Source organism: Neobacillus sp. FSL H8-0543 (assembly GCF_038592905.1).
Classification (GTDB): Bacteria; Bacillota; Bacilli; order Bacillales; family Cytobacillaceae; genus Neobacillus.
The window spans coordinates 5,101,709-5,118,935 of record NZ_CP151943.1; the positions used below are offsets into that span (position 1 = coordinate 5,101,709).

The window sequence follows — 17,227 nt, forward strand, 5'->3', positions numbered from 1 at the left end:
GTCGGTTATTTGGATTTTGGAAAATAAATTCTATTTAATTAAACCGAAAAAGGAGTGTTCATATGAAAAAAAGCCATTTAAAGTCTTCTGATTTGTTGCCGATTCAACAAAAGGATAGGAAAATCTCTTCGTTAGGATTTTCGTTCATGTGGGTCGGGATGGTGGTAGTACTTGCGACATTTGCCATCGGTGGTGCGGGGGTCATTTCCTTACCGCTGCCGATGGTCATCCTAGCAACGGTAATTGGCTGTTTAGCCATTGGATTTTTCATCTCATTGATTGCCGATATTGGAATTGAACATGGCTTATCCTTTCCAGTCTATATGAGGGCACCGTTTGGCACGATTGGTACCCATATTCCTTCAGTTACACGTGGTATTACTGCATCCATGTGGTTCGGTGTAAATACTTACTTTGGATCAACAGCAATGAATGGAATCTTAAATATGTTATTTGGATTTGATAATTGGTTTATTTGTTACCTCATCTTTGCCGCCGTTCAATTGATTAATACGTCATTAGGGATCAAGTCAATTGAACGGTTTGCCGATTTAGCCGCTCCGATAATCATCTTAATTTCGGTTTGGATGTATATTTCCTTATCTGATACGGCTCAAGCTGCGGGAAGAGATGTATGGAGTTGGGTAGAATCCCCAGTTACTGGCGGTGCGGCATTTACGGCCTTTTTAGTGGTCATTTTCAGTAATATGGGCTTTTGGGCGACTCTGGGTGCCGACATTCCTAGCATTTCGCGATTTATTAAAGCACCATTAAACGAAAAGAACTGGTTTAAACGAAATAAGGGTTCCTTAATTGGCAATATGGTTGCCATGCCCTTAACCCAGACCTTTATGATTATTATTGGTGCTGTCGCCTATACGGCGGTATTGAATGCAGATCCAATTGTTGCTCTACAAGGGTCAGCAAATGGATTTGTCCTTGGAGTGTTATTGTTGATGATTGTCTTAGCACAATGGTCTACCAATACAGCGGCAAATGTCGTGCCAGCTGCAACCATTTTCTCAAATGTAGGCGGACCAAGGTTTCCATTTTGGGCAGGGGTAATTACAGCAGGGATCGTCGGTACTGTCGTACAACCATGGCAATTGTTTGATATTATCATCCAGGTTTTACTCTTTGTCGGTGGTATTTTAGCGGCGATTGTCGGTATACTTTTTGCGGATTATTATTTAATACGTAAAAGACGTGTAAATGTACTAGACCTATACGAAGACAACGGTCAATTTAGATACATGGGCGGGATTAACCTAGCAGGTTTTATTGCCTGGATTATTGGCGGTGCTGCCTCTTACTTCGTGCCAGAATATGGCTTTTTAGTAGGGTTTATCATTGGTGCGGGACTCTATTATGTTCTCGCAAAGTATTGGTGGTTTAATAAATATCCGCAGGCTGAAATAGAAAATCCTAGTGATGAAAAGTATTTAGGTATTTCCGTTGGCCGTGACTGGATTATTGAAGAAGAAAGTGAAACAGTTTTTGAGGATGCTTCCAATACGATAAAAGTATAATAGACAGGAGGGTACGAATGTCTGATTATCAGCAATATCTTAATGAAAGAGATAAAATTGACTTTTTTATACAAAAGGGCTACCGCTTTAATAGTATCCTTGAACACCTAGATGGTGCCACAATTGAATTTGTTCACACTGAAAATAATGAAAAAGAGACACTGACTGTCGGAACAGCAAATGGAAGAAAATATTTTTCTAGCTTACTAGTGAATCAGAATCTCGGAGTAAAGTAGTTTTTTAAATGGTTAAAAAAGGATTGGTTTACACGCCAATCCTTTTTCAAAATCATGTATTTTACAAGGGAGCTAAAAAATGAAAGAACTTTTACAATTAAAGGTTGCTGATATATTAAACAGAAATCATTTTGATAAAGCTGTCGTTATTGCTGGTGCTGAGGGGCTCAAGCGGATTGTCAAATGGGTTCATATTGTCGAGGTAACCAATATTCGTAATCTCTTAAACGGAAATGAGCTCATCTTATCGACTGGAGTAGCTTGGAAGGATAAGGAGGATTTATTCATTTCCATGATTGAGCAATTAATTGAACATCAGGCTGCCGGACTTTGTCTTGAGATGGGAACTTATATGTCAAAAATTCCTGAAGAAGTGATAATGATAGCCAATCAACATCAGTTTCCAATTATTGTCTTCCAGAAGGAGGTCCCTTTTGTTGATATCACGCAGGATATTCACTCCTTAATTATTAACAGGCAATACCAGAAAATTACCGAGCTGGAAAACTATTCGCAAAGCTTAAACAAGCAGCTTCTAACGATTGAATCCTATGAAGATATCCTGCAATTTATCTTTTCCGCATTGGAAGTGCAAATCATCTTCCGTTTAAAGGATCAGGAATATGAATTCACACCGGAAATAAGTCCTTCGGAACAAAACATCATCCTGGAGCGGCTGGAGAAAGCAAAAGTAGAAAAAAATGATCACTTTGCACTTTCACCCATCCACTTGTTTGGCGCTGAGTATGCTGAATTAACGATTTATTCACGGGAGATTGCGATTAGTGAATTTGATCTTTTGATCCTGGATCGAACCTCAACGGCATTAGCCCAACATTTATTAAGAGATTTATATGTAGAGGAAAAAAAGAGAGTGGAAGAGTTTGAATGGCTTCACGGCTGGTTTGATGGAGAACATTCTCTCGACAGTATTATTGAATACTTAAGTGAATACGGGATTAAAACGAAAATCACTGAGGCTGTCGTTTTACTTACGAAGTTAATGTCGTTTAAAGGGAAGTCTAACCAAGATGTTACCTATATAAAACTATTATTCCGGTCTGTTCTCGAACAGCAAGGTTTTGCAGTTTTTTCCGTCGAGAAGAGGAATGAAATTATTTTCATCTTATTAAACCAGCGTTCGAAAAAGAGTATGAAGGACCGAATGATAAAAGCAATTGAAGAGATAAAGGCCTCGACATTTATGAGGAATAAAAGTTCATCCAAAACTCTCATTGCTGCTGGTAAGTTTATTGATCAATTAACGGATGTACATAAAAGCTATCAAACAGCAAAGGAAACGCTGCGCATCCAACAAGAAATGTCAAAGAAGGAAACCTATCATTTTTACGAAGATTTACATTTATATCGTCTCATTTCACAAATGAGTAGGCATATGGATTTACAAGAACTTGTCATTGAGTACCTTCAGCCGTTGATTGAAAATGACCAGAAGTATAATGGCAAGCTGTTAGAGACATTGAAGATGTATTTAGAGTGTAACGGATCAAAACAAGAAACAGCGAACAAGCTTTTTATTGTCAGGCAAACTCTTTATCATCGGCTCCAAAAAATTGAAAACCTGCTCGGTAAAGATTTTATGGAGCATGAAAAACGGGTAGCACTTGAATTTATCCTCCTGATAACAGATTATTCCTCACCCGCTTTAATCAGGCAGGAATATAAGGTAAGTGTAAAAGAATAATTAATCATGTTCATCCTGTGGAGGAAATACCGCCAGTCATTTTACGGTATGTCTAATGAAAGCCTTTTAAAAATAAACGATAATTAATATATCTAGATTTATGAGAATAGGGAGGTCAAAAGATGAGTGTTACGAAAAGTGAAACAACGGTTCTGAAAAATTTTATTAATGGTAAATGGGTCAGTTCAAACAGCGGACTAACGCTTGATGTACCTAATCCGGCAACGAACGAATTATTGACCCGCGTGCCAATTTCATCGAAGGAAGATGTTGATCTTGCGGTTTCAGCAGCAAAGGAAGCTTTTATAAAATGGAAAAAGATTCCTGTTCCGAAACGTGCTAGAATCCTATTTAAATATCACTACCTGTTAATAGAAAATCATGAGAAGTTAGCGCAGTTAATTGTCGAGGAAAATGGTAAGGCTTATAAGGAAGCGTATGGGGAGGTTCAGCGGGGGATTGAGTGTGTGGAATTTGCTTCAGGTGCACCGACCTTAATGATGGGGGAAACATTATCGGGAATTGCAGAAGATATTGATTCTGAAATGTTTCGTTATCCGTTAGGTGTTGTCGGCGGGATCACTCCATTTAACTTTCCTATGATGGTTCCTCTATGGATGTTTCCTTTAGCGGTCGCATGTGGAAATACGTTTGTATTAAAGCCGTCAGAAAGAACACCGATATTGGCCAATCGATTAGCGGAATTGTTCCTTGAAGCAGGTGCGCCTCCAGGAGTACTAAATATTGTTCACGGTGCCCATGATGTCGTAAATGGCTTGCTAGATCATGAGGACATTGCAGCTATCTCGTTTGTAGGTTCTCAGCCTGTCGCAAAGTACGTATACGAACGTGCTGCCGCCAAAGGGAAGCGAGTTCAAGCACTTTCCGGTGCAAAAAACCATCATATTGTCATGCCTGACGCTGATATCGAAAAGGCCGTCCAGCATGTGATTAGTTCCACCTTTGGCAGTGCTGGACAGCGCTGTATGGCATGCAGTGCCGTTGTCGTCGTTGGTGATAATGAGCCATTTGTGAAGGCGGTAAAGCGCAGAGCAGATGAATTAGTTATCGGAAACGGGATGGATGATGAGGTGTTATTAACAGCGGTCATCCGAAAAGAGCATCGTGAAAAAGCTTTAAGTTATATCGAAAAAGGCATTGTAGAAGGTGCGGAATTAATCCGAGATGGTCGCTCGGAAATGGATGATAATCCGAATGGGAATTTCCTTGGGGCTACTATTTTTGATCATGTTCGTCCTGACATGACCATTGCTAAGGATGAAATCTTTGCACCTGTCCTAAGTCTTTTGAGGGCTGCCGATTTAGATGAAGGGTTGGAGTATATTAGAAAATCTAGGTATGGCAACGGGGCTACCATCTATACCAACAATGCGAAAGCCATCCGTCAGTTCCGCGAAGAAGCAGATGCAGGTATGCTCGGCATAAATGTTGGTGTACCAGCAACAATGGCCTTCTTCCCATTCTCTGGCTGGAAGGATTCCTTCTACGGTGATCTTCATGTGAACGGTAAAGATGGATTAAACTTTTTTACCCGCAAAAAAATGATTACCTCTCGTTTTGACGCATAGGAATATATAAAGGGGTGAATGGGGAATGGTCCAAACAAGTCGTTCTCAGGAAAAACTATTGGAACAGGATGAAAAGTATCTTTGGCATTCGATGAAGCCTTATAATCCAAAGGCTACAATTGTCGCTGCAAAGGCGGAGGGTTCTTGGATAACCGATGCAGATGGAAACCGTTACTTAGATGCAATGGCAGGTTTATGGTGTGTAAATGTTGGATACGGTCGGACCGAGCTTGCAGACGCAGCATATGAGCAATTGAAGGAAATGGCTTATTTTCCATTGACACAAAGTCATGCTCCTGCTATCAAACTAGCAGAAAAATTAAATGAGATGCTGGGCGATGAATATGTCATCTTTTTCTCAAATAGCGGCTCTGAAGCAAACGAAACTGCATTTAAAATTGTTCGCCAATACCATCAGCAAAAGGGTGAACATGGTCGATACAAGATTGTTTCACGTTACCGCGGTTATCACGGGAACTCGATAGGTGCTTTAGCAGCTACAGGTCAAGCACAAAGAAAGTATAAATACGAGCCGTTGGCACCTGGCTTTCTTCATGTGGCACCACCTGATTCCTATCGTGATGATACAAATGTAACCGATCCAAAAGAATTGTCCTCTGTAAAGGACATTGATCGGCTGATGACCTGGGAGCTGAGCGAAACGATTGCCGCGATGATTATGGAACCCATCATTACTGGAGGCGGAATATTGATTCCACCTGATGGCTATATGAAAGCAGCAAAAGAGGTTTGTGAGAAACATGGTGCGCTACTTATTGCAGATGAAGTAATCTGCGGTTTTGGACGCACAGGAAAACCATTCGGGTTTATGAATTATGATGTAAAACCAGATATCATCACGATGGCAAAGGGTATAACCAGTGCCTACTTGCCACTTTCAGCTACTGCTGTCCGAAGAGATATTTATGAGGTCTTTAAAGGGACGGAGGAATATGATTATTTCCGTCATGTGAACACGTTTGGCGGGAATCCTGCCGCCTGTGCCCTGGCGCTAAAAAATATCGAGATCATGGAGTCAGAGAATTTATATGATCGGTCACGTGATTTAGGGAAGCAAGCATTAACTGATTTAACCAACCTGCTGAAAGACCATCCGTATGTAGGAGATGTCAGAGGGAAGGGCCTATTAATCGGGATTGAATTAGTCAAGGACAAGGAGACAAAGGAGCCATTGGACGTCGCCCCTGTCAATCAAGTGATTGCAAGCTGCAAGCAAAAGGGTTTAATCATTGGCAAGAATGGAGCAACGGTCGCAGGTTTCAACAATGTATTAGCCTTATCACCCCCATTAAACATTAAAGAAGAGGACCTGCAGTTTGTTATCAAGACATTAACAGATTCGCTAAAAGAAATAATTTAACCTTACAGAAAGAACACTTATCATTTACAAAATGTAAATGGTAAGTGTTCTCTTTTGTTTATTTGATTATAAAAATATATTATGGAAAATACTTGATAAAACCTGTTTATAAACTCTGTTGATTGGAGCGGAAAGCGAAGTGCCTGGAGCTCCAATCAACAGACAATTATAAAAATAAATGTCGGAATTTTGTGTTTTAGGTGATTGACAGAATTGTAGTGTGAGTTATAATAAAATTAACAAATGTTCATCGCTACTTTACATAATTTCATTACTACATAATAGGTGTTGAACAGATGTATGCTTTTTTTTAGCACAAAGATGTAACCGTTTTCTATTTTCATATTTTTCTAAAATTAGGTGATTGTACAATGGCGGATGAAAGAATTTCACGATTAGTTGAAGTGGCTAAGATGTACTACCAATTAGACTACAGTCAACAAGAAATCGCGAAGAGGTTAGGTATTTCCCGCCCCACCGTCTCCAGGCTTCTCATGCAAGCAGTGGAAGAAGGCGTTGTTCATATTAAAATCATTAATCCAGCAGAGGATGTACAGCAAATTGCGATGCAATTAAAGGGAAAATTCCAGTTAAAGCATTGTATTGTTGCACCTATTCCCGAATATGTGGATAGCCTAATCAAAGAAAAACTTGGTGAGGTTGCTGCGGATTACTTATATGACATTGTCCAAAATGAAGACACGATTGGGATTACCTGGGGGACAACTTTATATCATCTAGTGAAAAAAATACAACCAAAGAATGTAAAAGATGTTACAGTTGTCCAGTTAAATGGTGGGGTGAGCTACTCAGAATCAAATACATATTCATCAGAAATTATTAACGGTCTAGCGAATGCTTTTCATACGACACCACACTTCCTACCGGTTCCTGCGGTGGTCGATCATATTGTTGTCAAGCAAGCCATTATCGCTGATCGACATGTGAAAAAAGTATTGGAGTTGGGCAAAAAAGCAAATATCGCCATTTTCACAGTAGGTGAACCCGGAGAACAATCTACTCTGATGAATGCAGGCTACTTTTTAGACAGTGATATTGAAACACTCAAGTCAAATGGAACAGTTGGCGATATATGTTCTCGATTTATTGACATTCAAGGGCGGATAAGCCATCAAGCTCTAAATGATCGCACGATTGGGATTGAACTCTCGGAATTAGCTGGAAAGGAATACGGAATCCTTATTGCCGGTGGAAACACCAAAGTAGATGGAATTTATGGTGCACTTTGCGGTAGCCATGCAAATGTTCTCATTACCGATCAGTATACAGCGAAGGCTCTGCTCGATATGGGGGGTGATGAAAATCCATGAATAAAGAAGCAATTAGAGAAATCGTTCAAGAGATTGTAAGGAACACACTTCAGCAATCGAAAAAGGTTCCAATTGCAGCATCTAACCGCCACATTCATTTATCACCAGAGCATGTGGAGAGGTTATTTGGGCGCGGGTATAAGTTAAATAAACTTAAGGATTTATCGCAGCCCAATCAGTTTGCCGCGAAGGAAACCGTTACACTTATCGGACCAAAAGGGAAGATAGCCAATGTTCGTGTGCTAGGACCAGCTAGGGGGAGCACCCAGGCAGAGATATCATTATTCGATGGTTTTTCCTTAGGTGTGAAGCCTCCAATTCGGACCTCTGGTGATATTAAAGGATCAGAAGCGATAACGATTCAAGGTCCGCGTGGGCAAGTCACTATTGAGGAGGGTTTAATCTGTGCTGCACGCCACATTCATATGCATACGATTGATGGAGAAGCCTTTGGAGTACATGATGGTGATCATGTTCAGGTGAAAGTCGATGGTGAGCGTGGGGTTATTTTTTCAAATGTGCTTATTCGGATCTCATCAAAATACAAGTTAGAAATGCACTTAGATTTAGATGAAGCAAATGCGGCGAATATTAAAAATGGACAACTTGGTGAAATTGTCGCTGTAGAGAGTAAAAGGGGCTGATGGCATGGATGTAAAAGCAAAGGTCAAACTGCTTGTGCAGCAGGTCGTTGAAGCCTACCTACAGGAACAGCTAAAAAGTAAGAACCAATCCATCGCGATATTATTAGGCTATCAATCTTCTAATCCATTAGAAGTTTTGGAAGCGATTACTCCGTTACTTGATGCTTACGAAGCCACCTTACTATTAACGAGTGAATGGCTACCCGTTCCTCCACAACTAGATGGAAAATCTTATGTTTTACTAGAGGAGACCGAGCAGAGGGATTTGGTTTCGATTATTGAAAACACATCAGTCCTCGTCGTTCCGTCAGCATCCTATCGGTTGTTATCCAAGCTTGCTTTAACGATTGATGATGAGTTAGCTGTCTGGTTTGCCATTCAGTATCAAATGCTTGGTAAGCCAATTGTAATCGCTAACAATAATATCGAACTAACTGTTTATCAACTGATCCATGCAACTCACACAGTGAAGGAACGAATACAATCTTACATAAAACAGATCCTTACTGATCGGGTGAGCTGGGTACCGTTGAGTAAACTTTCAAAAAATGTGGAACAGCAAATGATCGCTTACGAGGAAAAGAAAGCGCTTATTCTCGAAAAACATATCGAAAAAGCCCATCGCGATGGATTGACGGAAATTTTTGTACCATTGAAAAGTCAGGTAACACCAGCAGCCAAGGATTTGGCTAGGGACATGAAAATTCAAATTAAGCAATCCTCGAAAGGAGGGTAGCCAATGATTATTTGTAAAGTGGTTGGATCGATTGTCTCAACTACAAAGGCAGAAAAGTTAAAGGGGAAAAAACTCCTGATTGTACAACCACTTGATATGAGAAGTATCGAAGAAGATGGCAAACCAATCGTCGCCATCGATACTGTTGGTTCAGGTGTCGGGGAAGTGGTTTTACTTGTTAGCGGAAGTTCAGCAAGACAAACAGAAATTACAAACGGTGTTCCCGTTGATGCGGCAATCGTAGGAATTGTCGATCAAATTGAGATACAAGGGACCTTGACCTTTAAAAAAGGAGGTAACTAACCTTGCAAATAAATGAAACAGATATTAAAAAAATGGTTGAACAAGTGCTGCAGCAGATAGGTCAAACTCAAAACGCTGTAAGTCCTGTTGCTACCTTGAACGATGTCAGCTTAGGGAATGGCGTGTTTTCCTCGGTTGATGAAGCTGCCGCAGCAGCCCGTGTAGCATGGGACAAGCTGCGCAAGCTCCCAGTAGCTGCGAGAAGACAAATGATTGAAAATATGCGTGAAGTAAGTCGCGAGCATGCGAAGGAATTAGCTGAACTCGCCGTCGAAGAAACAAAGTTAGGCCGAGTGGCTGATAAGATTGCTAAAATCCTGCTTGCTACAAATAAAACACCAGGAGTAGAAGACTTAATCAGCACAGCCTATTCAGGTGATGATGGTCTTACCCTTGTAGAGTATGCACCAATTGGTGTATTTGGTTCGATTACACCATCCACCAACCCAGCTGCAACCGTTATCAACAATTCGATATCGCTGATTGCAGCGGGCAATACCGTGGTTTATAATCCACATCCAAGTGCGAAGCGTGTTTCGATTAAAACCTTACAGCTATTAAATCAGGCAATCGTCGCTGCAGGCGGACCTGAGAACGCCCTAACGTCGGTGCAGAGTCCAAACCTAGAAACATCTGCACAAGTCATGAACCACCCAAGTGTCAATGCTCTTGTCGTAACTGGAGGCGGTCCAGTCGTAAAGGCAGCGATGGCGGTTGGAAAAAAAGTCATTGCAGCCGGTCCGGGTAATCCTCCTGTCGTTGTTGATGAGACAGCAATCCTTCCAAAGGCTGCAGCAGATATTGTAACGGGCGCAAGCTTTGACAACAATGTCCTCTGTACCGCTGAAAAAGAAGTATTTGTTGTTGAGAAGGTAGCAAATGCCCTAAAGGCTGAAATGGTGAAGAATGGCGCGATTGAGCTAAAAGGCTTCCAATTAGAAAAATTGCTCGACAAAGTACTCACGAAAAAAAATGATAAGTTTTATCCGAACAGAGATTTCATTGGGAAAGATGCACACGTCCTACTACAGGCTGCCGGCATTCAAGCTAGCCCAACTGTAAAGCTGATTATTGCTGAAACAACAAAGGATCACCCTTTGGTGATGACAGAGATGTTAATGCCAATTTTACCAATCGTTAGAGTACCTAACGTCGATGTTGCTATTGAACTGGCCGTCATTGCTGAAAAGGGTAATCGGCATACAGCCATTATGCATTCACAAAATATCACTAATTTAACAAAAATGGCTCAAGAAATTCAAGCAACTATTTTTGTGAAAAATGGACCGTCAGTAGCTGGCTTAGGCTATGAAAGTGAAGGCTTTACGACTCTCACAATCGCTGGTCCAACTGGTGAAGGATTAACCAGTGCTAAAACCTTTACTCGTCAGAGACGCTGCGTTTTAGTAGATGGATTAAGAATAATTTAGTAGGTGCATTTCATTGGTTAACTCAAAAGAAGAAAAGCAAACAGTGAAAAAAAAGAAAAAACAAGAAACAACCAAATTAGCGAACCCAAGAGGAGGAAATAAAATGAGTCAAGAAGCATTAGGAATGATCGAAACAAAAGGTTTAGTAGGTGCAATTGAAGCGGCCGATGCAATGGTAAAAGCAGCAAATGTAACTTTAGTAGGCAGAGAATTTGTTGGTGCAGGTCTTGTAACAGTTATGGTACGTGGTGATGTTGGTGCAGTAAAAGCGGCTACGGAAGCTGGCGCAGAAGCAGCACAACGTGTGGGAACACTTCTTTCTGTACACGTGATTCCACGTCCAAACCTTGAGGTAGATGGAATTTTACCGAAAGCTGAATAAGGTGAACGAAGATGGAACATTCCATTGAAAATTATATTAAAAATCTAGTTAGAGATACTATTGGCCAAGCACTAGGCGGGCTGCAGCTCCAGAAGGATCGACAAACCTATGTAGTAGGCAATTGGAAAATGAATAACAACTTTTCTGGAACGGCTGAATTTTTCCAGGAAATAAACAGCAGTAACAACGTGTCAGTCGTTGTGTGTCCACCGACACATCTGCTTTATCCAGCCCAGCTTTTGATTAAACAGCAAAAGAAGTCCATTGCCTTAGGCGGACAAAATGTTCATTGGGCGGATAGAGGAGCTTACACGGGAGAAACATCAACAAGCATGTTGCAGGAAATGGGCTGTGAGTATGTGATTATCGGCCATTCTGAAAGACGCCAATATGCAGGTGAAAATGATGAGATGATCAATATGAAGGTGAAGCAGGCAATCAAGTCAGGACTCACCCCAATTGTTTGCATCGGCGAAACGCTCGAAGAGAAGAACCTGCTACAAACGGAACAGGTTTTGAAAACCCAGCTGTTCGGTGCCTTAAAGGAAATAGATTCGAGCCAGTTTATTATTGCATACGAGCCGGTTTGGGCAATTGGTACAGGGCAATCAGCCTCACCTGAGCTGGCACAGCAATCACATGCTTATATCCGCTCAGTAATCACCCAAATAATGGGTCAAGACGCAGATACTATCTCGATTTTATATGGTGGATCTGTGAATGAAAAAAATGCAGCTGACTTTTACGCCATGGAAGATATTGATGGTGTACTCGTTGGTGGTGCAAGCTTGAAAGCCAAGCCTTTTGATGAGATTATCGCTGCATTTGCCAAAGGAGAACAAAACCTATGAAAAAAGTTGCGATTGGCAGTGACCATGGTGGATACCAATTAAAAGAAACAATAAAGAAATACTTAACAGAACTTGGGATTGAATATCTTGATTTTGGCTGTCAGGCGAATGAATCTGTGGATTATCCGGATATTGCCTTCCTTGTAGGAGAAACGGTTGCGACGAATGATCAATATGTTGGCATCATGATTGATGGAGTCGGCATCGGCAGCGGAATGGTATTAAATAAAATACCTGGCGTACGCGCTGCTGTCTGCTGGGATTTATCCTCGGTTATAAATAGCAAAGAGCATAATAATGCCAATGTGTTATCAATCGGCGGACAATTTATTGGTGAAGGCCTTGCCAAGCAATTGGTGAAAACCTGGTTAGAAACAGAGTATGCCGGCGGCCGCCATGATCGCCGGGTAACAAAAATGATGGAAATTGAAAGTCGGTTCTTACATCGCTTAGGCAGGTTTTAGAAAATGTTTGTAGCCAAAGTGATTGGGAATATAGTCTGTACACATAAGGATGACAATTTAAAAGGGCTGAAGCTGCTTATTGTCCAACCGGTAGATAAAGATTTGCAGGATAAAGGAAAACCACTTGTGGCTATAGATACAATCGGACAGTCAGGAGAAGGGGAGCTTGTTTATCTGGCAAAGAGCCGCGAGTCTTCCTTATCCCTCGATAGAGAAATGGTAGCTTCTGATGCCGGGATATTAGGGATTATTGACTATTATAATGTGACTAAACGAATGGAGGAAAAATAAATGAGCAACGCATTAGGAATGATCGAGACAAAAGGTCTAGTAGGTGCAATTGAGGCAGCAGACGCAATGATGAAGGCAGCAAATGTTTCTTTATTAGGTAAAGTGAACGTTGGCGGCGGTTTAATCACAGTTATGGTTCGCGGTGATGTTGGTGCCGTTAAAGCAGCTACAGAAGCAGGTGCAGATGCTGCACAACGTGTGGGCGAATTCTTATCTGTTCATGTCATCCCAAGACCACACTCAGATATCGAAAAAATTCTTCCAGCAGTAAAATAATGAAACTAGCGAAGGTCGTTGGGAATGTCGTTTCAACGATTAAAACACCAAGTCATCAAAATAAAAAGCTCATGGTTGTCATCCCTGTCGATGCATCAGGAAAAGAATACGGTGATGCAATGATTGCGTTTGATCGTTTTCAAGCCGGGGTTGGCGACTATGTTCTAATTTTAGAAGAAGGTGGATCCGCAAGAGACATCCTAGGTGACCCAAAGGGATCCTTTGATGCAGTGATTGCAGGGATCGTTGACCGATTATAATAAATCTGAGGTGAACATAGATGCAAATCGAAGCATTAGTAGAACAAATTACCAATCAAATTTTACAACAATTAACAAATAAAGAAGAACTAACGACAGCAAAACCGGTAGCTAACGGTAATGTTACCTATAAAGAAGGATCCGCTTCTACTATCATTACTGGACCTGCTGTGGCGAGAATGATTGACCATACACTATTAAAACCAGAAGCAAGTCATGCCCAAATTATTAAACTATGTGAAGAAGCAAGAGAGCATAAGTTTGCAACGGTTTGCGTAAATCCTTACTGGGTTTCAACTGCTGCTAAAGAATTAAAGGGCTCAGGTGTCGGTGTGACAACTGTTGTTGGCTTCCCGTTGGGTGCGACTAGTACGTTTGTAAAAAGTGCTGAAACACGTGATGCAATTGCAAATGGTGCCACGGAAATCGACATGGTTATTAACGTTGGCGCGCTTAAATCAGGTGACTTTGAAACCGTTAAAAAAGATATTGAAGGTGTTGTACTAGCGGCAAAAGGCCATGCGCCAGTTAAAGTCATTCTTGAGACAGGTTTACTAGAAATTGAAGAAAAGAAAAAGGCTTGTATTCTAGCAAAAATGGCTGGTGCGGACTTTGTAAAAACGTCTACCGGGTTTGGACCAGGCTGTGCCACTGCAGAGGATATCAAGCTTATGCGTGAAGCGGTCGGACCAGAAATGGGCGTAAAAGCTTCTGCATGTGTAAGAGATTTAGATACGGCCAGAAAGTTAATCCAAGCGGGTGCAACAAGAATTGGTGCAAGTTCAAGTATTGCGATTATCACGGGCGGTCAGGGAACTGGTTATTAAACTGGTTATTAAACGAAGTGTAGGTGTTGGGTTTTTCATATAGTAATTATGTGAAAACCCCAACCTTTTTTCTATTAAAAAGGTTGTAAATGTTTCGATGATTCACTATACTAATATTATCATATTGTAATCGCTTACATATTTAAGGAGTGTTGAAAATGGACAATATCGGACACCAGCTCAAGAAAATTAGAACGAATCGAGAAATGGAACTGGAAAAGCTTGCACTCGTTTCTGGGATAAGCATTGATACTCTTTCATTAATTGAAGCAGGCGAGCTTGATGTACAAATTTCAACCTTAGCCAAACTATCCGATGTATTGAATTGCTCCTTTTCTATTGGGGATGTTTCAATTTAAGACTATTTAAAATAAAAAGCATTCGCTCCAATTCGGACCGGATGTTTTTTTGTGCTATAGTATTAGCAGTTAATCCATTGAAGGAAGAGTACGAATGACCACTACAATAATGTATATAAATGAATGGCAACAGGCACTGCAAAATGAAATACAGCATTTGAAAAAATACGGCAGTAATAAATTCATTGTCAGGAATGGCCGATTGCTGTCAGATGATGGATCTTTTACGTATTTTTTTGATACGGCGATTTCAGTGAAAATTCCAGTTGGTTCTACCATCAGGCTTGAATGGGGCGGGCTTAAACAAAGCGGGCGAGTACTATCATCAGAAGGTAAAAGTGTGATCCTTACTATTGACCAATCATTTGGTGATTTAATTCAAGAAGCCTATTTATTTCATGACCCATGGGAACTTCTTGAACAGCTAATTGAGAGGTTTGATGATGTCAAAAAGAATAAACAAAAACGTTTGCGGGTTAAACGATTAATGAACCCATCGATGCCATCCAAGTATCCGGCAGAAAAGGTAAAAAGCAGTGTCCATGAGTTGGTGCTGCGGTCAAAGTACAATCCCGTGACTTTTGTTTGGGGACCTCCTGGAACAGGTAAAACCTATACACTTGCACGTGTAGCAGCAAATAAATATTTTCAAGATAAACGGGTGTTAATTTTATCCCATAGTAACCAAGCCGTTGATGTCTTGGTGAGTGAAATCACTGATTTTATTAAAAAGAAGAACCGTTTCCGTGAAGGGGACGTTCTTCGTTATGGTTTTAATACGGGTGAGGCAATTGCCAGTCATGATGCGCTTACTACTAGTCAGCTGCTCCAGAAACAAGAACCGCTGCTTGCTGAAGACAAAGAGAAATTAATCGAAGAAAGGAGGGGCCTAAAGCAAGATCTAGCCCGTTCGTTCAGTAAAAGGGATTCCACACAATTACTAGAGCTTGAGACGAAGATTGCCAGGGTGCTTGAGAAAATCAGGCAAAAAGAAATCCAATTTGTAGATGAGGCATTGGTGGTTGGAGCCACTCTTGCAAAAGCCGCTAATGATTCTGCTATTTATACAAAGGAATACGATGTCGTTATCCTTGATGAAGCAAGCATGGCCTATGTTCCTCAAGCAGCATTTGCTGCGACACTTGGAAAAAGAGTTATCATTTGCGGTGACTTTAAACAATTACCGCCGATCGCCTCTTCCCGAGATTCCTTAGTTTCTAAATGGCTTAAGGAGGATATTTTTCATCGTGCGGGTGTTGTTGATTGGGTCGAGAAGGGAAAACTTCATCCCCATCTTTATTTACTTAAAGAACAAAGGAGAATGCATCCGGATATTTCAGCATTCACCAATCATTATATCTATCATTCTCTAGTAGGTGATCATGAAAGTGTTTTGAAAAGTAGAAACCGTATTGTCGAACGTGCACCGTTTCCAGGTCGGGCAGCGATTCTTTTGGATACAAGCTTTACGGGCGCCTTTTGTCTAAATGAACGAACCACTCACTCGAGATTGAATCTTGGGCAGCTACTATTATCCTTTCAATGTATTCACGAAGCTTATTTAGATGGTGCCAGGTCGATTGGTTATGTGACACCTTATCGTGCGCAAGCCAACTTGATGGAGTTATTACTTCAGGATATATATGAAAAAGAATTATCAACCGCTGATATTATATCTGCGACCGTTCACAGGTTTCAGGGAAGTGAGCGGGATGTAATGGTGTTCGATACCGTGGACAGTGAGCCCCAGGAGCGAGCAGGCATGCTACTTATTGGAAAAGACAGCGAACGGCTTATTAATGTAGCAATTACAAGGACAAAGGGGAAGTTCATCAACATTAGTAATCAATCGTTTATCCGAAAGCATGTCTATAACCGAAAAACACTTAGACAGCTTGTCGAGCATCAGGAGAAGCATCATCAAACTGTTAAGATGAAGGAGATCGGCAGTTGGGTTAAGAATCAGCTTCCGCGACTGCAGTGGATTTATGCACGCAAACTAGAAATGGTATTCCAGGATATTGAATTAGCCCGTTCGTCCGTCGTTCTCTCCTTACCAGAACATACAATCCTGTCAGATCCTTGGAAGGCAGTCCTTCAAAATCGAAAGAAGGATGTAAAGTTAACCATTATCACTAGTGGGAATACTTGGTCGGAGTTGAGACCAGATTATTTGTTGGAGGAAAGCTTCCCGGCTCCATTAATTATTATCGACCAGCAGCTTTTGTGGTTGGGGTTGCCATTAGAAGGTGCAAAAGGAATTCACCCTCCTTACATCGCGACAAGGCTTGATTCAGAGAAAGTTGCTGAATATGTAGCAAGTCAGTTTGTTGTGGGTGATTGAAAACACAAAAAACAAAACACAGGTTAGTGTGACGGATTTTGTTTCCTATCGCAAACATATAAAAAGCAAATTCAAATGATCTTCAAATTGTGTATGATTGAGCGGTCTTAAGGACAAAACACATGTTCTGCAGAAGGGATTTGTCTTTAAGAAGCGGTCTTGAGGACAAAACGCATGTTCTGCAGAAGGGATTTGTCTTTAAGAAGCGGTCTTGTGGACAAAACCCATGTTCTGCAGGAGGGATTTGTCTTTAAGAAGCGGTCTTGTGGACAAAACGCATGTTCTGCAG

Annotated in this window: 19 protein-coding genes; all 19 read left to right on the forward strand. The window is 41.0% G+C overall.

The annotated features are described in order from the left end of the window. Positions 1 to 62: 62 nt before the first annotated feature. Positions 63 to 1,529 carry an NCS1 family transporter gene (locus tag NSS81_RS25210; RefSeq protein ID WP_342431347.1) on the forward strand — a complete coding sequence of 489 codons (1,467 nt, stop codon included), beginning with the start codon at positions 63 to 65 and terminating at the stop codon, positions 1,527 to 1,529. A 17-nt stretch (positions 1,530 to 1,546) separates the two neighbouring features. Next, the gene (locus tag NSS81_RS25215) at positions 1,547 to 1,765 is read left to right on the forward strand and encodes a hypothetical protein (protein WP_342431348.1); all 219 of its coding nucleotides are present in this window, start codon (positions 1,547 to 1,549) and stop codon (positions 1,763 to 1,765) included. Positions 1,766 to 1,844: 79 nt separating this feature from the next. Beyond that, positions 1,845 to 3,470 (forward strand): PucR family transcriptional regulator ligand-binding domain-containing protein, encoded by a 1,626-nt coding sequence (locus NSS81_RS25220; RefSeq protein ID WP_342431349.1) that lies wholly within the window; start codon positions 1,845 to 1,847, stop codon positions 3,468 to 3,470. A 122-nt stretch (positions 3,471 to 3,592) separates the two neighbouring features. Then, complete coding sequence (locus NSS81_RS25225; protein WP_342431350.1) at positions 3,593 to 5,059, forward strand: CoA-acylating methylmalonate-semialdehyde dehydrogenase; 1,467 nt, start codon at positions 3,593 to 3,595, stop codon at positions 5,057 to 5,059. 25 nt (positions 5,060 to 5,084) lie between these two features. After that, positions 5,085 to 6,440 (forward strand): aspartate aminotransferase family protein, encoded by a 1,356-nt coding sequence (locus tag NSS81_RS25230; protein ID WP_342431351.1) that lies wholly within the window; start codon positions 5,085 to 5,087, stop codon positions 6,438 to 6,440. A gap of 371 nt (positions 6,441 to 6,811) precedes the next feature. After that, positions 6,812 to 7,771 carry a sugar-binding transcriptional regulator gene (locus NSS81_RS25235; RefSeq protein ID WP_342431352.1) on the forward strand — a complete coding sequence of 320 codons (960 nt, stop codon included), beginning with the start codon at positions 6,812 to 6,814 and terminating at the stop codon, positions 7,769 to 7,771. Next, entirely contained in the window at positions 7,768 to 8,415 is a 648-nt protein-coding gene (locus NSS81_RS25240; protein ID WP_342431353.1) for a phosphate propanoyltransferase, read from the forward strand. Before NSS81_RS25235 ends, NSS81_RS25240 begins: the two co-directional genes overlap by 4 nt. Positions 8,416 to 8,419: 4 nt before the next feature. Beyond that, positions 8,420 to 9,151: a hypothetical protein gene (locus tag NSS81_RS25245; protein WP_342431354.1), complete on the forward strand. Its 732-nt coding sequence runs from the start codon at positions 8,420 to 8,422 to the stop codon at positions 9,149 to 9,151. 3 nt (positions 9,152 to 9,154) lie between these two features. Next, positions 9,155 to 9,454: a EutN/CcmL family microcompartment protein gene (locus NSS81_RS25250; protein ID WP_342431355.1), complete on the forward strand. Its 300-nt coding sequence runs from the start codon at positions 9,155 to 9,157 to the stop codon at positions 9,452 to 9,454. A gap of 2 nt (positions 9,455 to 9,456) precedes the next feature. Beyond that, positions 9,457 to 10,884 carry an aldehyde dehydrogenase family protein gene (locus tag NSS81_RS25255; RefSeq protein ID WP_342431356.1) on the forward strand — a complete coding sequence of 476 codons (1,428 nt, stop codon included), beginning with the start codon at positions 9,457 to 9,459 and terminating at the stop codon, positions 10,882 to 10,884. A gap of 103 nt (positions 10,885 to 10,987) precedes the next feature. Continuing rightward, positions 10,988 to 11,266: a BMC domain-containing protein gene (locus tag NSS81_RS25260; RefSeq protein WP_342431357.1), complete on the forward strand. Its 279-nt coding sequence runs from the start codon at positions 10,988 to 10,990 to the stop codon at positions 11,264 to 11,266. Between the two features lie 11 nt (positions 11,267 to 11,277). Beyond that, a complete protein-coding gene (tpiA, locus tag NSS81_RS25265; protein WP_342431358.1) occupies positions 11,278 to 12,117 on the forward strand; it encodes a triose-phosphate isomerase in 840 nt (279 codons plus the stop codon). After that, positions 12,114 to 12,581, forward strand: coding sequence for a ribose 5-phosphate isomerase B (gene rpiB, locus NSS81_RS25270; protein ID WP_342431359.1), 468 nt, complete (start codon positions 12,114 to 12,116; stop codon positions 12,579 to 12,581). Before tpiA ends, rpiB begins: the two co-directional genes overlap by 4 nt. 3 nt (positions 12,582 to 12,584) lie before the next feature. After that, a complete protein-coding gene (locus tag NSS81_RS25275) occupies positions 12,585 to 12,872 on the forward strand; it encodes a EutN/CcmL family microcompartment protein (RefSeq protein ID WP_342431360.1) in 288 nt (95 codons plus the stop codon). Next, positions 12,873 to 13,148 carry a BMC domain-containing protein gene (locus NSS81_RS25280; protein ID WP_342431361.1) on the forward strand — a complete coding sequence of 92 codons (276 nt, stop codon included), beginning with the start codon at positions 12,873 to 12,875 and terminating at the stop codon, positions 13,146 to 13,148. Next, positions 13,148 to 13,408 carry a EutN/CcmL family microcompartment protein gene (locus NSS81_RS25285; RefSeq protein WP_342431362.1) on the forward strand — a complete coding sequence of 87 codons (261 nt, stop codon included), beginning with the start codon at positions 13,148 to 13,150 and terminating at the stop codon, positions 13,406 to 13,408. The genes NSS81_RS25280 and NSS81_RS25285 overlap by 1 nt, the downstream gene beginning before the upstream one ends. A gap of 179 nt (positions 13,409 to 13,587) precedes the next feature. Further along, positions 13,588 to 14,235: a deoxyribose-phosphate aldolase gene (gene deoC / locus NSS81_RS25290; protein WP_342434142.1), complete on the forward strand. Its 648-nt coding sequence runs from the start codon at positions 13,588 to 13,590 to the stop codon at positions 14,233 to 14,235. Positions 14,236 to 14,393: 158 nt separating this feature from the next. Then, on the forward strand, positions 14,394 to 14,594 hold the full coding sequence (locus NSS81_RS25295; RefSeq protein ID WP_342431363.1) for a helix-turn-helix transcriptional regulator: 201 nt from the start codon (positions 14,394 to 14,396) through the stop codon (positions 14,592 to 14,594). Positions 14,595 to 14,688: 94 nt separating this feature from the next. Beyond that, positions 14,689 to 16,938 carry an AAA domain-containing protein gene (locus NSS81_RS25300; RefSeq protein ID WP_342431364.1) on the forward strand — a complete coding sequence of 750 codons (2,250 nt, stop codon included), beginning with the start codon at positions 14,689 to 14,691 and terminating at the stop codon, positions 16,936 to 16,938. Positions 16,939 to 17,227 lie beyond the last annotated feature (289 nt).

What these genes read in the sequence shown, in the direction of transcription:
- NSS81_RS25210 (WP_342431347.1), top strand. Translation starts at nt 63, where the DNA reads ATGAAAAAAAGCCATTTAAAGTCTTCTGATTTGTTGCCGATTCAACAA.
- NSS81_RS25215 (WP_342431348.1), top strand. Translation starts at nt 1,547, where the DNA reads ATGTCTGATTATCAGCAATATCTTAATGAAAGAGATAAAATTGACTTT.
- NSS81_RS25220 (WP_342431349.1), top strand. Translation starts at nt 1,845, where the DNA reads ATGAAAGAACTTTTACAATTAAAGGTTGCTGATATATTAAACAGAAAT.
- NSS81_RS25225 (WP_342431350.1), top strand. Translation starts at nt 3,593, where the DNA reads ATGAGTGTTACGAAAAGTGAAACAACGGTTCTGAAAAATTTTATTAAT.
- NSS81_RS25230 (WP_342431351.1), top strand. Translation starts at nt 5,085, where the DNA reads ATGGTCCAAACAAGTCGTTCTCAGGAAAAACTATTGGAACAGGATGAA.
- NSS81_RS25235 (WP_342431352.1), top strand. Translation starts at nt 6,812, where the DNA reads ATGGCGGATGAAAGAATTTCACGATTAGTTGAAGTGGCTAAGATGTAC.
- NSS81_RS25240 (WP_342431353.1), top strand. Translation starts at nt 7,768, where the DNA reads ATGAATAAAGAAGCAATTAGAGAAATCGTTCAAGAGATTGTAAGGAAC.
- NSS81_RS25245 (WP_342431354.1), top strand. Translation starts at nt 8,420, where the DNA reads ATGGATGTAAAAGCAAAGGTCAAACTGCTTGTGCAGCAGGTCGTTGAA.
- NSS81_RS25250 (WP_342431355.1), top strand. Translation starts at nt 9,155, where the DNA reads ATGATTATTTGTAAAGTGGTTGGATCGATTGTCTCAACTACAAAGGCA.
- NSS81_RS25260 (WP_342431357.1), top strand. Translation starts at nt 10,988, where the DNA reads ATGAGTCAAGAAGCATTAGGAATGATCGAAACAAAAGGTTTAGTAGGT.
- tpiA (WP_342431358.1), top strand. Translation starts at nt 11,278, where the DNA reads ATGGAACATTCCATTGAAAATTATATTAAAAATCTAGTTAGAGATACT.
- rpiB (WP_342431359.1), top strand. Translation starts at nt 12,114, where the DNA reads ATGAAAAAAGTTGCGATTGGCAGTGACCATGGTGGATACCAATTAAAA.
- NSS81_RS25275 (WP_342431360.1), top strand. Translation starts at nt 12,585, where the DNA reads ATGTTTGTAGCCAAAGTGATTGGGAATATAGTCTGTACACATAAGGAT.
- NSS81_RS25280 (WP_342431361.1), top strand. Translation starts at nt 12,873, where the DNA reads ATGAGCAACGCATTAGGAATGATCGAGACAAAAGGTCTAGTAGGTGCA.
- NSS81_RS25285 (WP_342431362.1), top strand. Translation starts at nt 13,148, where the DNA reads ATGAAACTAGCGAAGGTCGTTGGGAATGTCGTTTCAACGATTAAAACA.
- deoC (WP_342434142.1), top strand. Translation starts at nt 13,588, where the DNA reads ATGATTGACCATACACTATTAAAACCAGAAGCAAGTCATGCCCAAATT.
- NSS81_RS25295 (WP_342431363.1), top strand. Translation starts at nt 14,394, where the DNA reads ATGGACAATATCGGACACCAGCTCAAGAAAATTAGAACGAATCGAGAA.
- NSS81_RS25300 (WP_342431364.1), top strand. Translation starts at nt 14,689, where the DNA reads ATGACCACTACAATAATGTATATAAATGAATGGCAACAGGCACTGCAA.